The organism is Paraburkholderia sp. GW821-FHT02A12 (assembly GCF_059422005.1).
The window spans coordinates 482,974-502,084 of record NZ_JBWKWA010000001.1; the positions used below are offsets into that span (position 1 = coordinate 482,974).

14 protein-coding genes and 1 pseudogene are annotated in these 19,111 nt (G+C 63.6%); 10 read left to right on the top strand and 5 right to left on the bottom strand.

All coding sequences use genetic code 11. The features are described 5' to 3' along the window. Positions 1-41 precede the first annotated feature (41 nt). Complete coding sequence (locus tag AC07WT_RS02250; RefSeq protein ID WP_494945893.1) at positions 42-806, top strand: enoyl-CoA hydratase; 765 nt, start codon at positions 42-44, stop codon at positions 804-806. An 18-nt stretch (positions 807-824) separates the two neighbouring features. Here AC07WT_RS02250 and fdhD read toward each other — a convergent pair whose 3' ends face one another. Next, complete coding sequence (gene fdhD, locus AC07WT_RS02255; protein WP_494945894.1) at positions 825-1,664, bottom strand: formate dehydrogenase accessory sulfurtransferase FdhD; 840 nt, start codon at positions 1,662-1,664, stop codon at positions 825-827. A 154-nt stretch (positions 1,665-1,818) separates the two neighbouring features. Between fdhD and AC07WT_RS02260 the strand changes: the two genes are divergently transcribed. Both AC07WT_RS02260 and AC07WT_RS02265 read left to right on the top strand, forming a co-directional pair. Next, positions 1,819-2,295 (top strand): nitrate reductase associated protein, encoded by a 477-nt coding sequence (locus AC07WT_RS02260; RefSeq protein WP_492595249.1) that lies wholly within the window; start codon positions 1,819-1,821, stop codon positions 2,293-2,295. Positions 2,296-2,556: 261 nt separating this feature from the next. Next, positions 2,557-5,667 (top strand): sensor domain-containing protein, encoded by a 3,111-nt coding sequence (locus AC07WT_RS02265; protein WP_494945895.1) that lies wholly within the window; start codon positions 2,557-2,559, stop codon positions 5,665-5,667. Between the two features lie 50 nt (positions 5,668-5,717). Here the strand turns inward: AC07WT_RS02265 and AC07WT_RS02270 are convergent. After that, a pseudogene (locus tag AC07WT_RS02270) lies at positions 5,718-6,330 on the bottom strand (glutathione S-transferase). 230 nt (positions 6,331-6,560) lie between these two features. Beyond that, positions 6,561-6,956 (bottom strand): acyl-CoA thioesterase, encoded by a 396-nt coding sequence (locus tag AC07WT_RS02275; RefSeq protein WP_492595246.1) that lies wholly within the window; start codon positions 6,954-6,956, stop codon positions 6,561-6,563. A 274-nt stretch (positions 6,957-7,230) separates the two neighbouring features. Here AC07WT_RS02275 and AC07WT_RS02280 point away from each other — a divergent pair, with 274 nt between their 5' ends. Beyond that, positions 7,231-9,129: an ABCB family ABC transporter ATP-binding protein/permease gene (locus AC07WT_RS02280; RefSeq protein WP_494945896.1), complete on the top strand. Its 1,899-nt coding sequence runs from the start codon at positions 7,231-7,233 to the stop codon at positions 9,127-9,129. A gap of 30 nt (positions 9,130-9,159) precedes the next feature. Here AC07WT_RS02280 and murU read toward each other — a convergent pair whose 3' ends face one another. Both murU and AC07WT_RS02290 read right to left on the bottom strand, forming a co-directional pair. Next, positions 9,160-9,873, bottom strand: coding sequence for an N-acetylmuramate alpha-1-phosphate uridylyltransferase MurU (gene murU / locus AC07WT_RS02285; RefSeq protein ID WP_494945897.1), 714 nt, complete (start codon positions 9,871-9,873; stop codon positions 9,160-9,162). Between the two features lie 3 nt (positions 9,874-9,876). Then, on the bottom strand, positions 9,877-10,956 hold the full coding sequence (locus AC07WT_RS02290; protein WP_494945898.1) for an aminoglycoside phosphotransferase family protein: 1,080 nt from the start codon (positions 10,954-10,956) through the stop codon (positions 9,877-9,879). Positions 10,957-11,178: 222 nt separating this feature from the next. On the opposite strand from AC07WT_RS02290, the gene AC07WT_RS02295 reads away from it, so the two are divergent. From AC07WT_RS02295 to gloA, 6 genes are all read left to right on the top strand, one after another. Continuing rightward, a complete protein-coding gene (locus AC07WT_RS02295; protein WP_492595242.1) occupies positions 11,179-13,536 on the top strand; it encodes an LPS assembly protein LptD in 2,358 nt (785 codons plus the stop codon). 67 nt (positions 13,537-13,603) lie between these two features. Then, positions 13,604-14,968, top strand: coding sequence for a peptidylprolyl isomerase (locus AC07WT_RS02300; protein ID WP_494945899.1), 1,365 nt, complete (start codon positions 13,604-13,606; stop codon positions 14,966-14,968). Positions 14,969-14,973: 5 nt separating this feature from the next. Further along, positions 14,974-15,984: a 4-hydroxythreonine-4-phosphate dehydrogenase PdxA gene (gene pdxA / locus AC07WT_RS02305; RefSeq protein ID WP_492595240.1), complete on the top strand. Its 1,011-nt coding sequence runs from the start codon at positions 14,974-14,976 to the stop codon at positions 15,982-15,984. A gap of 108 nt (positions 15,985-16,092) precedes the next feature. After that, positions 16,093-16,959 carry a 16S rRNA (adenine(1518)-N(6)/adenine(1519)-N(6))-dimethyltransferase RsmA gene (rsmA, locus tag AC07WT_RS02310; protein WP_494945900.1) on the top strand — a complete coding sequence of 289 codons (867 nt, stop codon included), beginning with the start codon at positions 16,093-16,095 and terminating at the stop codon, positions 16,957-16,959. 554 nt (positions 16,960-17,513) lie between these two features. Next, entirely contained in the window at positions 17,514-18,626 is a 1,113-nt protein-coding gene (locus tag AC07WT_RS02315) for a porin (protein WP_494945901.1), read from the top strand. Between the two features lie 71 nt (positions 18,627-18,697). Continuing rightward, positions 18,698-19,084, top strand: coding sequence for a lactoylglutathione lyase (gloA, locus tag AC07WT_RS02320; RefSeq protein WP_494945902.1), 387 nt, complete (start codon positions 18,698-18,700; stop codon positions 19,082-19,084). Positions 19,085-19,111 lie beyond the last annotated feature (27 nt).

A 19,111-nucleotide genomic window follows, 5' to 3' on the forward strand; every position in this document is an offset into this window, starting at 1 on the left:
CGAACCGTTTTTCCATTCAGCAGAAGTACGAGGAGATGACAATGGATATTCAGGTCGAGCGCGCGGACGGCGTGCTGACGATTGCCTTCAACCGGCCGGACAAGAAGAACGCGATCACGGCCGCGATGTATCAGACGATGGCCGATGCGCTGGTCGAGGCGCACGGCGACGCGTCGGTTCGGGCGATCCTGATTCGTGGCAGTGTCGGTATTTTCAGCGCCGGCAACGATCTCGAAGATTTCATGAAGCAGCCGCCAGGCGGCGAAAACTCACCGGTATTTCAGTTCCTGCGTGCGATCAGCTCGGCGGAAAAGCCGGTGGTGGCGTCGGTAGCGGGCCCGGCGGTCGGCATCGGCACGACGCTGCTGCTGCATTGCGATCTGGTCTACGCGGCGGAGACAGCGAGCTTCTCGCTGCCGTTCGCGCAGTTGGGGCTATGTCCGGAGGCGGCGTCGAGCCTCTTGTTGCAGCGCGTCGCCGGTTATCAGGCAGCGGCCGAAAAGCTGCTGCTGGGCGAAGCGTTCGACGCGCGCGAGGCGCACCGAATGGGCTTCGTGAATCGCGTGCTGCCCGCGGCGGAAGTGGACGCGTTCGCGGCGGCACAGGCGGCGAAGCTGGCGGCGCTGCCGGCCGCGTCGCTGCGCGTGACCAAGAGTCTGATGAAGCGCGCAAGCCAGCAGGAACTGCAAACGCAGATGACCGAGGAGGCGGTGCACTTCGGCAAGATGCTGCTCGCGCCCGAAGCGCGCGAGGCGCTCAAGGCGTTCTTCGAGAAGCGCAAGCCGGATTTCCGGCAGTTCGACTGAGCGCCGGCGCTCGGACGTTCAAGGCTGCGTCGGCTGCAACGTGTCGTAGTCGACGTAGCTGGTTTCGCGGCAGAAGCTGACGAGCCGCACGCCCGCTTTGCGCGCAATCGCAATCGCCAGCGAAGACGGCGCCGAAATCGTGGCGACCATCGGCACGTCGACGCGCGCCGCCTTGCGCACCAGCTCGTAGCTGGCGCGGCTCGACAGAAACACAAATCCCTCTTTGGTATCCGCGCGATCGAGCACCAGTTGGCCGATCAGTTTGTCGAGCGCGTTGTGGCGGCCGACATCTTCGAACGCGTAGCGGATTGCGCCTGCCGCATCGCACCATGCGGCGGCATGCAAACCGCCGGTCAGACGGGTCAGCGCCTGGTGGTCGGGCAACTCGCGCGCCGCCCGGGCGATCGCATCGGGCGCGAGCCGTTGCAGAAAACCGGTGTCCGGCACGCGTTCCGGTTGCAGATCCAGCAGATCGATGCTTTCGATCCCGCATACGCCGCAGCCGGTGCGCCCCGCCAGCGCGCGGCGCTTTTCCTTCAGCGCGACGAATGCCTGCTGGACCACTTGCAATTGCACTTCGGCATGCGGCAATTCGCCGTCGTCATGCAGTTCGACCTCGATGTCCTGGATGTCGCTGCCGCGCTCCACGATCCCTTCCGAAATCGCGAAACCGACCGCAAACGCTTCCAGATCGCGCGGCGTGCACATCATCACCGCATGCGAAATGCCGTTGAAGACGAGCGCGACCGGCCACTCCTGACCGACGTGATCGGTGACGGTTTCGACCGCCGTGCCGCGGTGCCGGCGCACCTGGCGCTCCATGGCGCCCGGCTGTCCAGCCGTTTCCAGTTCGTTCAATGCCTGACCCCTTTGTGAGGCTGCGCGTAAGCGGCTTCAGGCCCAGCCCGGCGCCGAAAAGCGGCCCCAGTCCCCGCCGCTGTCACGCGAATAAGGTTCTAAAATACCCCAAGGCGGGTTTGCGCGTTGCCCGTCGCCAAAGAGGAATACTGTCATGGGACTCAACGAGGCACCGATTCTGTTCAACTTCGAAGTCGAGTCTTCGGAGAATTTCACCTTCATTCCGATGTCGGTGCGCTTCAATCTCGACCGCTTCGGGCTGCGTATTTCGCTTGCACAGTGGCAGTTGCTGCCGCTCGAGGACCGCAAGCTGCTGGCGCGTTTCCCGGTCGAAGAAGACGCGGAAATCGAGCCGAATTTCGATCACGCGCTGTTCGAAATGCTGCGCACCCACGCGAACATCGAACCGGAGTGGTTCACGCCCGACGAAACACCTGCCTGGCGCCGCACGGATAGCGTACCGGAGGGCGTCGTGCACCAGGCGGGACTCGCCAGTCTGCCCACGCCGGGCACCGCCGAATGGGCCGAACTCGACCCGTTCAAACGCTATGTGCTCGCCAAATTGTCGCGCAAACCGGAAGGCAACCACGACTTTGTTCCCGCGATGAGGGAATTCGGTCTGGCCGGGTAGGTTTCGCCGGGTAGGGCTAACCCGGTAGGCGCGGCCGGCGAGGCCTGGCCGCTGAAACCCCGAGCCGGCCGCGTTCAGCCTCGAAGCGGGCCGCCGCCGCGCATCTCGCATCCGCAGGCGGCCCGGACCGCGAGCGAATTTTTTCGCCCGGCACCCTCAACCTGTTCCGAACCCTGCCGTTATCCATGGGTTGGCGCGTAAAAGACCCATATCGAAGCGAGCCCGCGCTCCCGCCCGCAGAACGATCGACGTTCGGAACCCATGACTCTCTTTTTATCGAAGCGGCTGCTGATCAATCTGGCGGTCGTCGCCGCGGCGGTCGGCGCGAACGCGTTCGTCGCCTATACGCAGATTTGCGATCAGCGCGACGCCGACGTGCGCATGCTGCGTTCGACGGGCGTGCGTCAGAACCTCGACGCCTACAATATGGCGCTCGACCATGGGCTGGCCGCGCTGGGCCGTTTCGAGGTGTCGGGCGAGGCGCCGCCTGCCAACGAGGGCGCCGCCATGATGACTTCGCTGGCCCGTCTGGAGCACGAGCTGCGCGGCGAACTCGCCGGCGAGCCGGTCATGCTCGATACGCTGGACAAACTGAGCGCGGATAGCCAAGCGCTGCAACGCGATATCGACGCCGCGCTGTCGCGCAGCGCGAACGCCGCACCGACAGAGTCGCGCACCTGGGTAGCCTCGCACTACACGCGTCTTGGTATGGCGCAGGACCGCGTCGAAGCCGGGCTGGCGGCGCTGCGGGCGCAGGAGAATCATGCGCTGCAGGCGTCGCTCGCGGCCTCCACGCGCGAAACCCAGCACGCGATCGTACTGCTGATCCTGACGATGCTGGCCGGCAGCGCGCTGCTGATCTATACGTTCGGCGTACGCGAAAGCAGCGCGCGCGAGAAATTGCGCGCGGTCCGCGCGCTCGGCCGCAACGACGAGCGCTTTCGCGGCCTGTTCGACGATCATCCGGTGCCGATGTACATCTTCGATCGCGAGACGCTGCGCTTTCTGGCCGTCAACGCGGCCGCCGTTCAGCAATACGGCTACACCGAGAGCGAATTTCTCGGCATGACGATCCGTGCGATCCGCCCGGCTGGCGAAATTTCGCGTCTCGAATCGCATTTGCAGCGCAGCGACGTGGTGCCGCACCGCCGCACGATGGCGGGCATCTGGCATCACCGGCGCAAGGACGGCTCGACCATCAGCGCCGACATTTCGTATCACGCGATGAACTTCCTCGGCCGTGCCGCCTTTTTCGTGCTGGCTGACGACGTCACCGAGCAGATCAACGCCGAAGCCGAAGCGCGGCGCTCGAACCAGATGCTCGAGACGGTAATCGACAACATTCCGCAGCGCATTTTCTGGAAGGACGCGGAATCGCGTTACCTCGGCTGCAACATGGCGTTCGCGCGCGATGCGGGGCTCGTCTATCCCGAGCAGGTGGTGGGCAAGAGCGACGCCGATATGCCGTGGCGGGCGTTCGCCGACCAGCTGCGCGGGCACGACGAAGAGGCGCTGGGCACCGGTGTGCCGAAGATGAACTTCGAAGTCGACGTGGTGATCGGCGGCGTGCATCGTACGACGGTCACGAGCAAGCTGCCGTTCACCGACGGCGACGGCCACATCATCGGCGTGCTCGGCTCCTATACGGACATCACCGAGCGCAAGCGCGCCGATCTGGCCTTGCGTTTGCAAAGCCGCGCACTCGATGCGAGCGTCAACGCGATTCTGATCACCGCGCCGTCGCCGGCGGGCAATCTGATCGAATACGTGAACCCCGCGTTCAAGCGCATTACCGGCTACGATCCCGCCGAAATGATCGGCCACGATTGCCGCGTGCTGCAACGCGACGACCGCGATCAGGAAGGCGTCGCCGCGATTCGTCAGGCGCTGGCTGCGAACCGCGAAGTCAGCGCCGTGGTGCGCAACTATCGCAAGGACGGTGCGCTGTTCTGGAATCAGCTTTTCATCGCGCCGGTGCCGAATGCGGAGGGCGTCATCACGCATCACATCGGCGTGATCAACGATGTGACCGACCTGATGCGCTATCAGGAGCAGCTCGAATACCAGGCCAACTACGACAGCCTGACGCGGCTACCCAATCGCAACCTGCTGCGCGACCGCCTGGAGCATGCGCTGATCGTCGCGCAGCGGCATCACAAGGGCGTCGCGGTGGTGTTCATCGATCTCGACGGTTTCAAGAACGTGAACGACAGTCTCGGCCATAGTGTCGGCGACCGCCTGCTGCGCGTGGTCGCCGAGCGGCTCGCCCGCTGTACGCGCACGAGCGATACCGTGGCCCGTCATGGCGGCGACGAGTTCGTGATCGTGATCACCGACACCGTCGACGAACAATCGCTGATCGCGTGGATGGAGCGCGTGCGCGCCTCCATTTCCGAGCCGGTGTGGCTCGACGGCACGGAGTTGTATGTCGGCTGCAGCATGGGCGCGAGCCTGTTCCCGCAGGACGGCGACGACGCGGAGACGCTGATGAAAAAGGCCGACCTCGCGATGTATCGCGCGAAGGACATGGGCCGCAACACATTCCAGTTTTATCAGCCGGAGATGAACGCGAGCGCGGGCGCGCGCCTGAACCTCGAACGGCGTTTGCGCCGAGCATTGCGCGACAACGAATTTCTGCTGCATTACCAGCCGCAGGTGGATATCGGGAGCGGGCAGATTGTCGGCACCGAGGCGCTGGTGCGCTGGCGCGATCCGGAAGTCGGCTTGATCCCGCCGTCGTCGTTCATTCCGGTCGCGGAAGAAAGCGGCTTGATCGGGCCGCTGTCCGAGTGGGTGTTGCGCGAAGCGTGCCGGCAGAACAAGGCCTGGCAGGATGCGGGCTTGCCGCCGGCGCGGGTGTCGGTGAATCTGTCGGCGCGCGTGTTCCAGCAGCGCGATATCGCCAAGCTGGTGATGCAGGTGTTGGCGGAAACCGGCCTCGCGCCACAATACCTCGAGCTCGAACTCACCGAAAGCACGATCATGCGCAACGCCGAAGAAGCGGTGTCGATGCTCAACGAACTGCACGCGCTGGGCATCGGTCTCGCCATCGACGACTTCGGCACCGGCTATTCGAGCCTCAGCTATCTGAAACGCTTCCCGGTGGACCGCCTGAAGATCGACCGCTCGTTCGTGTCGGACATCGGCGTGTGCGGCGACGACGAAACGATCACTTCGGCGATCATCGCGCTCGCGCATTCGCTGAAGTTGCAGGTGATCGCGGAAGGCGTGGAGACCTCCGCGCAACTCGATTTCCTGAAAGAGCGCGCGTGCGACGAGATGCAAGGCTTCTACTTCGCCAAACCGTTGTCGACGGAGGCGATCTCCGAGTTGTTCCAGGGCGGAGTGGCGCGGGAACTGGCCGCGGTTTGAGCGCTAGCGAGGGCTGTCGCAGCGCTCCGGTTCGAGATCCGCCAGCACGCTCAAACCGCCGGCGTATCCACGAAAACCGGCAACTGTTCGGCTGACGCGGAAAAAGCCTGCAGGCGGGGATACGCGGCCTTCACGACGATCTCCGGCAGGAACATCTGCGTGAAGTTCCACGCGACCGCCACGGTGACGTCCGCCGCGCCGAAGTGGTCCGCCTCGACCGGCAGCGGCGCTGCTGCCAGCTCTTCCTCCAGTTCGCGATAGGCGGCGAGCAACTGCTCGCTCACTCGATCGACCCACGGCTCATGCTGCTTCTCGGCCGGACGCAGATTGCGTTCGTAGACGATCTGCACCGACTTCTCGCAAGCGGCCAGAGCCAGCCCCGTCAGGCGCGCTGCGCGCTTCCAGTGCGCCGGCTGCGACGGGAAGATCCGCTGGTCCGCGCCGGCGAGCGTGGCGACGTACTGGGATCGCCGTCGAGTCCATCACGCGTTGGCCGTCGTCGAGCACCAGCGTGGGCGCCTTGACGACCGGGTTGATTTTCTTGAACTCGTCGTAGGTGCTGAATACGGATATCGACTGGTGCTCGAAGTCGAGTTTCAGCAATTTGAGGCAGATGGCGACCCGGCGCACATAGGGCGAGTCGAGCATTCCGATCAGTTTCATCGCTTTTCCGTTAGAAGATCTATCATGGCGCGCCCAACTCCGCCGGCACGGGGCTATTTGCCGGCTGGGCGTCCCCAGTTGCGCCCAACCGATAGATTAAACATCTCGCGATAGTAAAAAAGCGATATTAATCGACGATTTCCGTCAGAATTTCTTACATGAAATCGATCCCGCCATTCGCCGCCCTCCGCTCGAATATCCGCGCGGCGGCGGTTGAGCCTGGGCGTCGTTCAATCCAGCACCGGCAATGCCCGCGGGCGCCGGTCGCTGTCGGTCGCGACGTAGGTCAAGGTCGCCTCTGTCACCTTCACGAGGTCTTCGGTCAGGCTCATGCGCTGCGCGTACACCTCGACCGACACCGTCACCGAGGTATTGCCGGTCTTCACGATATCCGCGTAAAAGCTCAGCAGATCGCCGACGAACACCGGCTGCTTGAAGACGAACGAATTGACCGCGATGGTCGCCACCCGCCCGTTGGCGCGGCGGCTCGCCGGAATCGAGCCGGCGATATCCACTTGCGCCATGATCCAGCCGCCGAACACGTCGCCGTGGACGTTCGCGTCCGACGGCTGCGGCACGACGCGCAGCGCACAAGGCTTTTGCGGGAGTTGAAGGAGTTCGGTCATCGGGGCACCCTTGAGAAACGTATTGGCTCGGTCGGCTCGACCGGCAGGCGGGGAATCTCACGACAACGGCACGAGACAGCCGCACTGCCGGCACGTAGCCGACGGCCGGACAGCCCATGAAAAGCGGCGCCAGCCGGCTTCTGCGACAATAGAAAGATCAGGAATTGTACGGGAAAGCGCCCAGCCGGATCGCGCGACAAAAAGCAGTTTGCCAACTGCCGGTCGGCGCGCCGCTGCGAACTCCGTCGCTTCCACACTCTCCCCAGCCGATCCCATGCGCCGCACGCCCTCCTCCGAACCATCGCCGATCTCGACCCAGCCGCGCAACGACTGGCAGACGATCCTGTCGCTGCTGCCCTACCTCGCCACCTACAAATGGCGCGTCGTCTTCGCGCTGAGCTGCCTGATCGGCGCGAAGATCGCGAACCTCGGCGTGCCGATCGTGATGAAGCGGATCGTCGACAGCCTCGCGTCGGTGCAGCATCTGACCGCGCTCGGCCGCGCGCAGGATTCGCCGGGCATCGTGTTGCTGGGCGGCGTCGGCTTGCTGGTGGTCGCGTATGCGGTGGTGCGGCTGTCCACGTCGCTTTTCACCGAGTTGCGCGAGATCCTGTTTTCGAAGGTGACCGAGAGCGCGGTGCGGCAACTCGCGTTGAAAGTGTTCCGCCATTTGCATGCGCTGTCGTTGCGGTTTCATCTCGAGCGGCAGACGGGCGGCATGTCGCGCGATATCGAACGCGGCACACGCGGCATCACGCAGCTCATTTCGTATTCGCTGTACAGCATTCTGCCGACGCTCGTCGAAGTCGGTCTCGTGCTCGGGTTTTTCGTCGTCAAATACGAGGCGTATTACGCGATCGTCACGTTCATCGCGCTCGCCGCATACATCACGTTTACCGTGAAGGTGACCGAATGGCGTACGCATTTTCGCCGCACGATGAACGATCTCGATTCAAAGGCGAATTCGCGTGCGATCGATTCGCTGCTCAACTACGAGACCGTCAAATATTTCGGCAACGAAGAGTGGGAAGCGCAGCGCTACGACGAGAACCTGAAGCGCTACCGGGCGGCTGCGATCAAGTCGCAAAACTCGCTGTCGGCGCTGAACTTTGGACAGCAGACGATCATCGGCACGGGGCTCGTGTTCATTCTGTGGCGCGTGACGCAAGGCGTGATGGCCGGGCGCCTCACGCTCGGCGATCTGGTGCTGATCAACACCTTCATGTTGCAGCTCTATATTCCGCTGAATTTTCTCGGCGTCGTGTATCGGGAGTTGAAGCAGAGTCTCACCGACATGGACCGCATGTTCACGCTGCTCGGCGCCTCGCAGGAAGTGCCGGACGTGCCGGATGCGCCCGCGTTGCGGGTGAGCGGCGCGCAGGTGCGGTTCGAACAGGTGAACTTCGCGTACGAACCAACGCGGCAGATTCTGCACGATGTGAGTTTCACGATTCCGGCTGGCACCACGACGGCGGTGGTCGGCCATAGCGGCTCGGGCAAATCGACGCTTGCGCGGCTGATGTTCCGTTTCTACGATCTGGACCGTGCGAGAGGCGGCGCGATCGTTATCGACGGCCAGGATATTCGCGATGTGACGCAAGATTCGCTGCGCGCGTCGATCGGCATCGTGCCGCAGGACACGGTGCTGTTCAACGATTCGATCTACTACAACATTGCTTATGGCCGGGCGACCGCCACGCGAGAAGAAGTGATCGCGGCGGCGCGCGCGGCGCATATTCATGAGTTCATCGAAGGTTTGCCGAAGGGCTATGACACGCCCGTCGGCGAACGTGGGTTGAAACTGTCCGGCGGTGAGAAGCAACGCGTCGCCATTGCGCGGACCATCCTGAAGAATCCGCCGATCCTGCTGTTCGACGAAGCGACCTCCGCGCTCGATTCGCGTTCGGAGCGCGCGATCCAGCACGAACTCGATCAGATCGCACGCGAGCGCACGACGCTGATCATCGCGCACCGGCTCTCGACCGTGGTGCACGCCCAGCAGATCGTCGTGATGGACAAAGGGCGCATCGTCGAGCGCGGTACGCACGCCGAACTGCTGGCGGCGAACGGGCTGTTCGCGCAGATGTGGGCGTTGCAGCAGCAACGCGCGGCAGAGGCGCCCGAGGCGGTGGAAACGGTAGGCGCGGGAGAGGGTGGAGCCGGCGGGCGGTGAGCAAGACGCGGCGGGATATGCCGCGCTTGCTTAGCGCGCGCTCAGGTGTCGATCCAGGTCTTGCAGCTGCGCCGGTGTGCCGACGTTCTCCCACAAGCCTTCGTATAACTCGCCGCTCGCAAGGCCGCGCGCAATCGTGTCCCGGTAGTACGGCGTGAGCGCGCGCCGCGTGCCGCGCGGCAGATCGCGAAACATGCGCGTGTCATACAGGCCGATATTGCCGAACGTGAAGCGCGCTTGCGCGTCGAGCGACAACACGCCGTCGATCAAACCAAAATCGCCGTTCGGATGAAACGCCGGGTTCGGCACCATGATCAGATGCATGCCCGGTTCGGGCAACTTCGAAAGCGTGTCGGCGCGCGCATTCAGCGTCGCGTAATCGAAATCCGCATACACGTCGCCGCTGACCGCGACGAACACTTCGCTATGGCCGCTGTCTTCCAGCAGCGGCAGCGCCTGCACGATGCCGCCGGCGGTTTCCAACGCTTCGTGCTCGGCCGAGTAGCGCAGTTGCACGCCCCAGCGCGAACCGTCGCCGAGCGAGCCTTCGATCTGCTCGCCGAGCCACGCATGGTTGATCACGATGGTCTGAAAGCCGGCGCGCGCGAGCCGTTCGATCTGCCAGACGATCAGCGGCTTGCCGCCCGCTTCGAGCAAGGGCTTCGGGCACGTGTCGGTCAACGGACGCATGCGTTCGCCGCGGCCCGCGGCGAAAATCATCGCTTTCTTCAGAGACATCGTCATCGGTCAGAACGTGTAGCCGACTTCATTCGCGCGGCCTTCGAGATCGTCGAGCAGCTTCGCGAAGGGGCGCAGCGGCGCGTAGCGTTCGGCGACCTTGCGTGCATAGCCGATGAAACGCGGCAGATCCTTCATGTAATGCGGTTTGCTGTCGCGGTAGTTGATCCGGCAGAACAGGCCCAGCACCTTGATGTGCCGTTGCAGACCCATCCATTCGAGCTGGCGGTAGAACTCGCCGAAATCCGGGTCGACCGGCAGGCCGGCTTGTTTCGCGCGCTCCCAGTAGTACACGAAGCAATCCAGTTCGAACTCTTCGTCCCAGCTGAGGAACGCATCGCGCAGCAGCGACGCGACGTCGTAGGTGATCGGGCCGTACACCGCGTCCTGGAAGTCGAGCACACCGGGGTTGGCGGGGTTGGGCGCCGCAGCGGTCATCAGATTGCGCGGCATGAAATCGCGCAGCATGAACACTTGCGGCTGCGCCCGGGCGCTCGCGATCAGCAGCGCGAAGGTGCGCTCGAGCACCCCGCGGGTCTTTTCGTCGACCTCGCGCCCCAGATGCCGGCCGATGAACCACTCCGGCATCAGTTCCATCTCCCGGCGCAGGAAGGCTTCATCGAACGGCGGCAGCACGTTCTCGCGCGAGGTGAGCTGCCAGCGGATCAACGCGTCGAGCGCGTCGCGCATCAGCGTGCGGGCGCGGCGCGGGTCGGCGTCGTTCTGGGCGCCTTGCAGCGCGCCGAGGTACGACGCGGTGCCCAGATCGGTGACGAGCATGAATCCCGCGTCGAAGTCGACCTCCAGCACGCGCGGCACATGCACGCCGGCCGCTTCGAGCAACTGCGCGATCTGCACAAATTCGCGGCACTTTTCGGGCGGCGGAGCATCGACGGCGATTACCGTGCCGATGCTTTCGCCTTCCGCCGCCTTACCGGCAAGGCGGAAATAGCGGCGAAAACTGGCGTCGGAGGAGGCCGGTGCGAGTGTGGCGAGCTCGAGCGCATAGCGCGCTGCGTGGCCGTTCAGCCAGGCGGTGAGCAGGTCGAGGCGGGTATCGGTTGTGTCTTGGGAGGGGGGCAGCGTCATGAAAACCGGCGGCAAATTCAGAGGGGCAACGTCTTGCCATATAATACCCCACGACTTTTTTGACGCGGCTCACGCCAGCTTTTGCGTATTCCGCTTTACCGCCTGCCTCATCGTTCGAGAGATTGTCAATATTGATGTGCAGCCGACTGTCACGGTCGAGGTGTGCAGGCGGTGGATCGTGACTGCAGAAGCTGACGGACGGGCCGATTCGCCAAACGATACATGCCGCCTAGACAGCTTTCCCAAACGACTCCCTCTTGTGCCGGCGTGCCGCGCAAAAGGCGGCTCGTCGCGGCGTTGATCGCCGTTCCGGGCCTGATGCCCGCGCTTGCGCACGCCCAGTTGACGGGGGAAGCCGCGCAGCCGCAGCCTATTGACGCCCCCTGGGGCATGCAACTCGCCCCGCAGCTCGAAGAGCATCCGTTGCAGCCTGGCCAGAAGCCGGCCGCCTTCGTGCTCGGCGACTCCACCAGCGGCACCACCGATCAGGACATGGCCGCCAAGGGCTCGGCCGAGGTGCGCCGCAATACGGTCGTGATCAAGGCCGACGCGCTGCATTACGATCAGGACACGGACATGGCCGACGCCTACGGCCAGGTCCACGTGATCAACAACGGCAATACGTTCGTCGGCCCCGAAGCGCATCTGCGCGTGGATTCGAGCGAAGGCTTCATGACCGCGCCGAAGTATCGCTTCAACCTGACGGGCGGTTCGGGCAGCGCGGAGCGCGTCGATCTGCTCGACAACGAGCGCTCGGTGTTCACGCACGGCACCTACACGGCCTGTGCGTGCGTGGACGATCCGGCGTGGTACATCAAAGGCAGCGAGTTCGACTTCGACACCGGTGCGGACGAAGGCATCGCGCACAACGGCGTGCTGTTCTTTCAGGGCGTGCCGGTGTTCGCTTCGCCATGGCTGTCGTTCCCGCTGTCGGGCGAGCGCCGCAGCGGCCTGCTGCCGCCGACGTTCTCGCTCAGTTCGGGCAACGGCTTCGAACTGTCGGTGCCGTATTACTTCAACATCGCGCCGAATCGCGATCTGACGGTCACGCCGCGTCTGATCTCGAAGCGCGGCGTGCAGTTGCAGTCGTCCTTCCGCTATCTGTCGCCGACCTATTCCGGCTCGATCACCGGCGAGTTCCTGCCGAACGATCGCCTGACGAAGACCAACCGCTACGCGCTATATATCCAGCACAACCAGAACTTCGGTAACGGGTTCGGCGGCTATATCTACTACAACAAGGTTTCGGACAACACGTATCCGGAAGACCTGTCGTCGTCGGTCAGTCAGTTCATGAACGGCACCCAGCTCCTGTACCAACAGGAAGCCGGGTTGACCTACAACAACGGCCCGTGGTCGGTGCTCGCCCGCGAACAGCACTGGCAGACGCTGACGCCTTCAGTGGCGCCGTACGGCCGTGAGCCGCAGTTGAACGTGAAGTACACGAAGTACAACGTCGGCGGCTTCGATTTCGGCACGGAAGCCGACTACACGAATTTCCGCATCACGACCGCTGACGCGACCGAAGGTCAACGCGTGATGTTCAACCCGTACCTCTCGTATTCGGTGGTCGGGCCGGGTTACTTCATCACGCCGAAGGTGCAGTGGCACTTTGCGTCGTATAGCCTGAACAACACCGGCACTAGCACCTCGCCGAAGAACTTCACCGAATCGATCCCGACGCTCAGCTTCGACACCGGGCTGATCTTCGACCGTTCGGTGCGGATCTTCGGTCAGGATTACATTCAGACGCTGGAGCCGCGGCTTTACTACGTGTACACGCCGTTCCGGAACCAGCAGTCCGCGCCGCTGTTCGACACCGCCGACTCCGACTTCGGCCTGGCGGAAATCTTCACGCCGAACACCTTCGTCGGCAACGACCGTATCGCCGACGCGAACCGCCTGACCGCGGCCATCACCACGCGCTTCATCAATCCGGCTACCGGCGACGAACGCGCGCGCTTCGTGCTCGCACAGCAGTACTATTTCCAGGATCAGCGCGTCACGCTGCTGCCTACCCAGACCAGCACGCAAGCTACCCATTCGGACCTGATCGCGGGTGCGTCGCTCAAGCTCGGGGCCGGTTTCGCTTCGGAAACGGCGTTCCAATATAATGCCGACAACAACCAGTTGGTAAAGACGAGCGTCGGTTTCGGGTTCAGTCCGGGCACCGGCCGGGTGGTCAATGTCGGGTACCGCTACACCCGCGCGAACACCACGCTGGACAATCAGCCGATCAATCAGGTGCTGGTCTCGGGGCAATGGCCGTTGTCACATCGGGTGTTCGGGGTGGGCCGTTTCAATTACGACCTGGGCGGGCACCGGATCGTCGACGGTCTGGTCGGCCTGCAATACGACGCCGACTGCTGGACGCTCGGCGCCGGGATCCAGCGCTATGCGAACGGTCTGAATACCTCGGGGCAGCATCAGGCGGGCACGCGGTTTCTCGCGCAGTTGACGTTCAAGGGCTTGTCGAGCGTCGACAACGGGCTGATTTCCGCGTTCCGCTCCAGCGTGGCCGGCTACACGCCGTTGCCGCCGCCACCGCCGCCGGAAGCGCGTTTCACCAATTACGAATGATGCTCGCCCGATCATTTATAGAATGCGAAAAGACGGGCTAGGCGCGCCCGACATCATTGGAGTATCTGTGGCAATCATGAAAAAGCTTCGCTTGGCAACGCTTGCGGCCGGTCTCGCCGCCGCGGCGTCTCTCCTGTCGGTCGCGCCGGTTCAGGCGCAGGCGCTGCGCGGCAATAGCGGCCAGACGGTCGACACCATCGCCGCGGTGGTCAACAACGGCGTCATCACGCGGCGCGAGCTCGACGAGCGCATGGGCCTGATTACCCGCCGGCTGAACCAGCAGAACGCGCCGGTGCCGCCGGCCGATCAGCTGCGCCAGCAGGTGCTGAACCAGATGGTGCTGGAGCGCATCCAGCTGCAGAAGGCCAAAGAAGACGGCATCAATATCGACGACGCCGCCGTGCAAAAAACGCTCGAACGGCTCGCGCAGGCGAACAACATGACGCTCGACATGTACCGCTCGCGCATCGAGGCGCAAGGCGTGCCCTGGAGCACGTTCACGAGCGACGCGCGGACCGAACTCACGCTCTCGCGCTTGCGCGAGAAGGAAGTGGACAGCAAGGTCACGGTGTCGGACGCGGAAGTCGTGAACTATATCGCCAGTCAGCGCGGCCCGAACGCCGGTCTGACGAGCGATCTGCATTTCCAGCACATTTTCCTGAAGGTGCCGCTGAACGTGCCGGAAACCGACATCGAAGCGGCCCAGCAAAAGGCCCAGGCGCTGCTGACGGAAGCCAGGGGCGGCGCCAACTTCGAAAAGCTCGCGAAGTCGAATTCGCAAGCGCCGGACGCCTCGAAAGGCGGCGATATGGGTTTCGTGACGCCGTCCAGGCTGCCGCCTGAATTCGTCAAGGCCGCTGCGGCATTGCGCCCCGGTCAGGTCAACCCGGATCTGATCCGCACGAACGACGGCTTCGAAATCGTGCGTCTCGTCGATCGCCGCGCAGGCCAGGGTGCGAGCTCGGCCGATGCGCCGAAGCTCGTGCAGACACACGTGCGCCACATTCTGCTGCGCGTCGGTGACGGCATGTCCGAGCCGCAAGCGCGTCAGAAGCTGCTCGAAATCAAGAACCAGATCGCCGCGGGCGGCGACTTCGCGAAGTTCGCTCACACCTACTCGCAAGACGGTTCGTCGTCGCAAGGCGGCGAACTGGGCTGGATCAGCCCGGGCGAGACGGTGCCGGAATTCGAGCGCGCGATGAACAGCCTGCAGGACGGTCAGATCAGCGACCCGGTGCGCAGCGAATACGGCTACCACCTGATCCAGGTGCTGGCCCGCCGCGAAGCGGAAGGCTCGGTTTCGCAGCAGATGGATCTGGCGCGTCAGGCAATCGGTCAGCGCAAGGCGGAACAGGCCTACGCCGACTGGCTGCGTGAATTGCGCGACACTGCATATATCGAAGTGAAACCCGCTCAAGCAAGCGTGCAATAAACGCCATGACAACCGCCGCCCAGTCCGCCAGCGCCCCGTTGCAAATCGCGATCACGACCGGCGAACCGGCCGGCGTCGGCCCCGAGTTGACGGCGCAGGCGCTGGCCGGGGCGGCGGCGCATTGGCCCGGCGCGCAGTTCACTGTGCTGGGCGACGCCGGTCTGCTCGCCGAGCGGGCCCGTGCGGTGGGCGTGGATTGGGCCGCGCTGACGGCGGACGGCAAGCGCGTGCGCGTGCAGCATCGGCCGCTCGGCGCACCGTCGCTGGCAGGCAAGCTCGACGCAGCCAACGGCCGCTACGTGCTCGATCTGCTCGACAGCGCGATCGACGGCGCAATGGCCGGCACGTTCGACGCGATCGTCACCGCGCCGCTGCAAAAAAGCACCATCAACGACGCCGGTGTGCCGTTTACCGGCCACACGGAATACCTGGCCGAACGCACGCACACGCCGCGCGTGGTGATGATGCTGGCCGGCACCGGCAAGCGCCCGTTGCGCGTCGCGCTCGCCACCACGCATCTGCCGCTGAAAGACGTGTCGGCGGCGTTGTCGATCGACAGCATCGGCGAGACGCTGCGCATCATCGATCACGACCTGCGCCACCATTTCGGTCTACCAGCGCCGCGCATTCTCGTGACCGGTTTGAATCCGCACGCGGGCGAAAACGGTTATCTGGGCCGCGAGGAAATCGACGTGATTGCGCCGGCGCTGAAGCTCGCGAACCATCAGGGAATCGATGCGCGCGGTCCCTATCCGGCAGACACGCTATTCCAGCCGCGCTATCTGAACGAAGCCGATTGCGTACTCGCGATGTTCCACGATCAGGGCTTGCCGGTGCTGAAGTACGCCACGTTCGGCGAAGGCATCAACATCACGCTCGGTTTGCCGATCATCCGCACGTCGGTCGATCACGGCACCGCGCTCGATCTGGCCGGCACCGGCCGCGCCGACTCCGGCAGCCTGATCGCCGCGATCGATACGGCAGTGTCGATGGCGCAGCACCGCCGCGCGGGCTGATTCGCGCGGCTCATTGCTTGCAAACATCGCTTCACCTGCATCGCTTCACCCGTATCGCTTCACAGGCGGTTTCTTTTTTTAAGCAGTTCTCTTCCTAGCGTTTCTTCGATGTCCATCAGCAGACAGCAACGGGCCCAGCATCAGGGTCATACCGCACGCAAGCGTTTCGGCCAGAATTTTCTGGTCGATATGGGCGTGATCGATTCGATCGTCGACGTGATCCGGCCGCAGCGCGGCGAGCGCATGGTCGAAATCGGGCCGGGGCTGGGAGCGCTCACCGAGCCGCTGATCGAACGCCTCGCGACGCCTGAAGCGCCGTTGCACGCCGTCGAACTGGATCGCGATCTGATCGGCCGGCTCAAGAAGAAATTCGGCGACCTGCTCGAACTGCATGCGGGCGACGCGCTCGCGTTCGACTTCGGTTCGCTGGCTGCGCCGGGAGAAAAGGCGTCGCTGCGGATTGTCGGCAATCTGCCGTACAACATTTCGAGCCCGCTGCTGTTTCATCTGACGTCGTTCGCGCATCGCGTGATCGATCAGCACTTCATGCTGCAGAACGAAGTGGTCGAGCGGATGGTGGCGGAGCCGGGCACCAAGGCGTTCAGCCGGCTCTCGGTGATGCTGCAATACCGTTACGTGATCGACAAGCAACTCGACGTGCCGCCCGAAGCGTTCCAGCCGCCGCCGAAGGTCGATTCGGCGATCGTGCGGATGATCCCATACGAGCTGCACGAATTGCCGCCGGTGGACGAGCGCGTGCTCGGCGAAGTGGTGACGGCGGCGTTCTCGCAGCGGCGCAAGATGCTGCGCAATACGTTGGCTGCCTATCGCGACCGGGTGGATTTCGACGCGCTCGGCTTCGATCTGCAACGCCGCGCCGAAGACGTGCCGGTCGCCGAATATGTGCGCGTGGCACAGATCGTGGCGGCGCTGCCGTCGCACGGCGCCGCAGCCGCCGGGAGCAGCGCCGCCTGAGTTTCGGCTTTAGCCTTGAAGGAAGCGCGCTGCGTCCTGCGGCGCGCTCAAAGAACCATCTTCTGGCCCACCTCGCCTAAGCGGCCACCCGCTTGGGCAGAAGGGCTGCGGGGCAGTCGCGGACGTCTGCGCGCACGGCGATAGTCGGCCGGATGGCTGACTCAATGGCGAAACCGGCAAGCTGAAGGCGGCAGGCATAGATCGTACGATAACAAAACCACCCGCGCTGCAATGCGATGACCCACCGCCTACGCGTGCTTCTTGCATCTCGCAAGTAGTTCGCTGACGTAACGGCACCCGCGCAACACCTACAACAGTCTGTTTTCTTACTGTGTCCGTTTCAGGATAAGGTTCACCCACGCATATTTTGTCAGGTCATTGGCGGTACTTCGCATCAGGCGAAGTGGAGCCGGCAGCCGAAAAGACAGGATGCCTATACGTCACACCGCGTCACACCGCGGACCATCCGCCTGAAAACCTGACCGATGCGTGCCCGAAGAGCAAAGCGAACGCACCACATTCCCCGGCGAGCGGAACCAGTTTGAGGAGACGGTATGAAGAACGTGAGCAAATGGGCGGTGGCGGCGGTGCCCGCGGCATTGGCCTGTCAGATGGCGCACGCGCAATCGGGCGTGACGCTGTACGGCGTGGTCGACGAGAGCGTGCGGTATCTGACCCACGCGAACAAGGCCGGCGATTCTTCGATTGCGCTCGGCAACGGCGGCATGACCCAGAGCCGTTGGGGACTGAAGGGCGTCGAGGATCTGGGCGGTGGCTGGTCCACGTTCTTCAAGCTCGAAAACCGTTTTTACATCAATAGCGGACAAAGCGATCCCACCTTGCCATTCTTCAACGAAGCTCAAGTGGGAGTGCGCTCGAACTCCTATGGTCAGGTGATCCTGGGCCGTCAGTTCAACTTGATGATCGAAGGCGTCACGGTCGGCGGCTACGGCAGCAATCCCTGGATTCCGTACGATTTCAGCTTCCAGCCGGAAGTGACGATGACCGGCGGTATCTGGACCAGCAACCAGGTGCAGTATCAGGCGCACTACAACGGCTTGATGTTCGCCGCCGGCTATGCATTCGGCGGCAACGCGGGAAATTCATACGGCAGCCAGATCGGCGCCGCGGCCGCGTATGCGCCGAAGGGCGGTCCGTTCACCGTTGGCGGCGCGTACGAGGAGTCGAAAGACTCGGTCAACGGTGCGGCCGCGAAGGCGTGGAGCTTCGGCGGTTCGTACATCTGGGACAAGACGCGTTTTGCGGCCGGTTACATCGTCAATCAGAACGACGCCGCCTTTTCGAACTTCGCCAACGGGCCGTTCAGCGCGCCAGCGCTCGCCGCGCTCAAGTACACCGACTTTTCGCGGCGTCGCATGATCTTGGGCGGGATCACGCAGCAGGTCGGCAACGCGTGGCACTTCGCCGCGAATGTGTGGCGCACGCTGCAGGACGGCAAGAAGCCGTCTCAGGACGGCTCGGCATGGCAGTATCAGCTGGTCGCCGATTACAACCTGTCCAGGCGCACCGATGCTTATCTGGAAGGCGATTACTCGCTGTATCGGGGCGATCTGATCGGCGCTCAGTTGCAGGGCGTCAACGGCATCGGGCTCGCGCAGAAGGGGACGCAGATCGGTGTGATGGCGGGCGTGCGGCATCAGTTCTGATCCGCGCTCTGCAGCGCAGCGTGATTCCGGTTACATTGACGTTCTCGACGTCACGCAACAGGGATTACACGATGCGCCTGCTTCACACCATGCTCCGGGTCGGCGACCTGGACCGCTCGATCGCGTTCTACACCGAACTGCTCGGTATGAAATTACTGCGCCGTGAGGACTATCCAGACGGCAAGTTCACGCTCGCTTTCGTCGGCTATGAAGACGAGCGTAACGGTACTGTCATCGAACTGACGCACAACTGGGACACGCCGTCGTACGACCTCGGCACCGGCTTTGGACACCTCGCCGTCGAAGTCGAAGACGCGTACGCCGCGTGCGACAAAATCAAGGCTCAGGGCGGCACGGTTGTGCGCGAAGCCGGTCCGATGAAACACGGCACCACCGTGATTGCGTTCGTCACCGATCCGGACGGCTACAAGATCGAGTTCATCCAGAAGAAAAAGTAACGCACGCGGCGGGGCGAGGATTCAGGC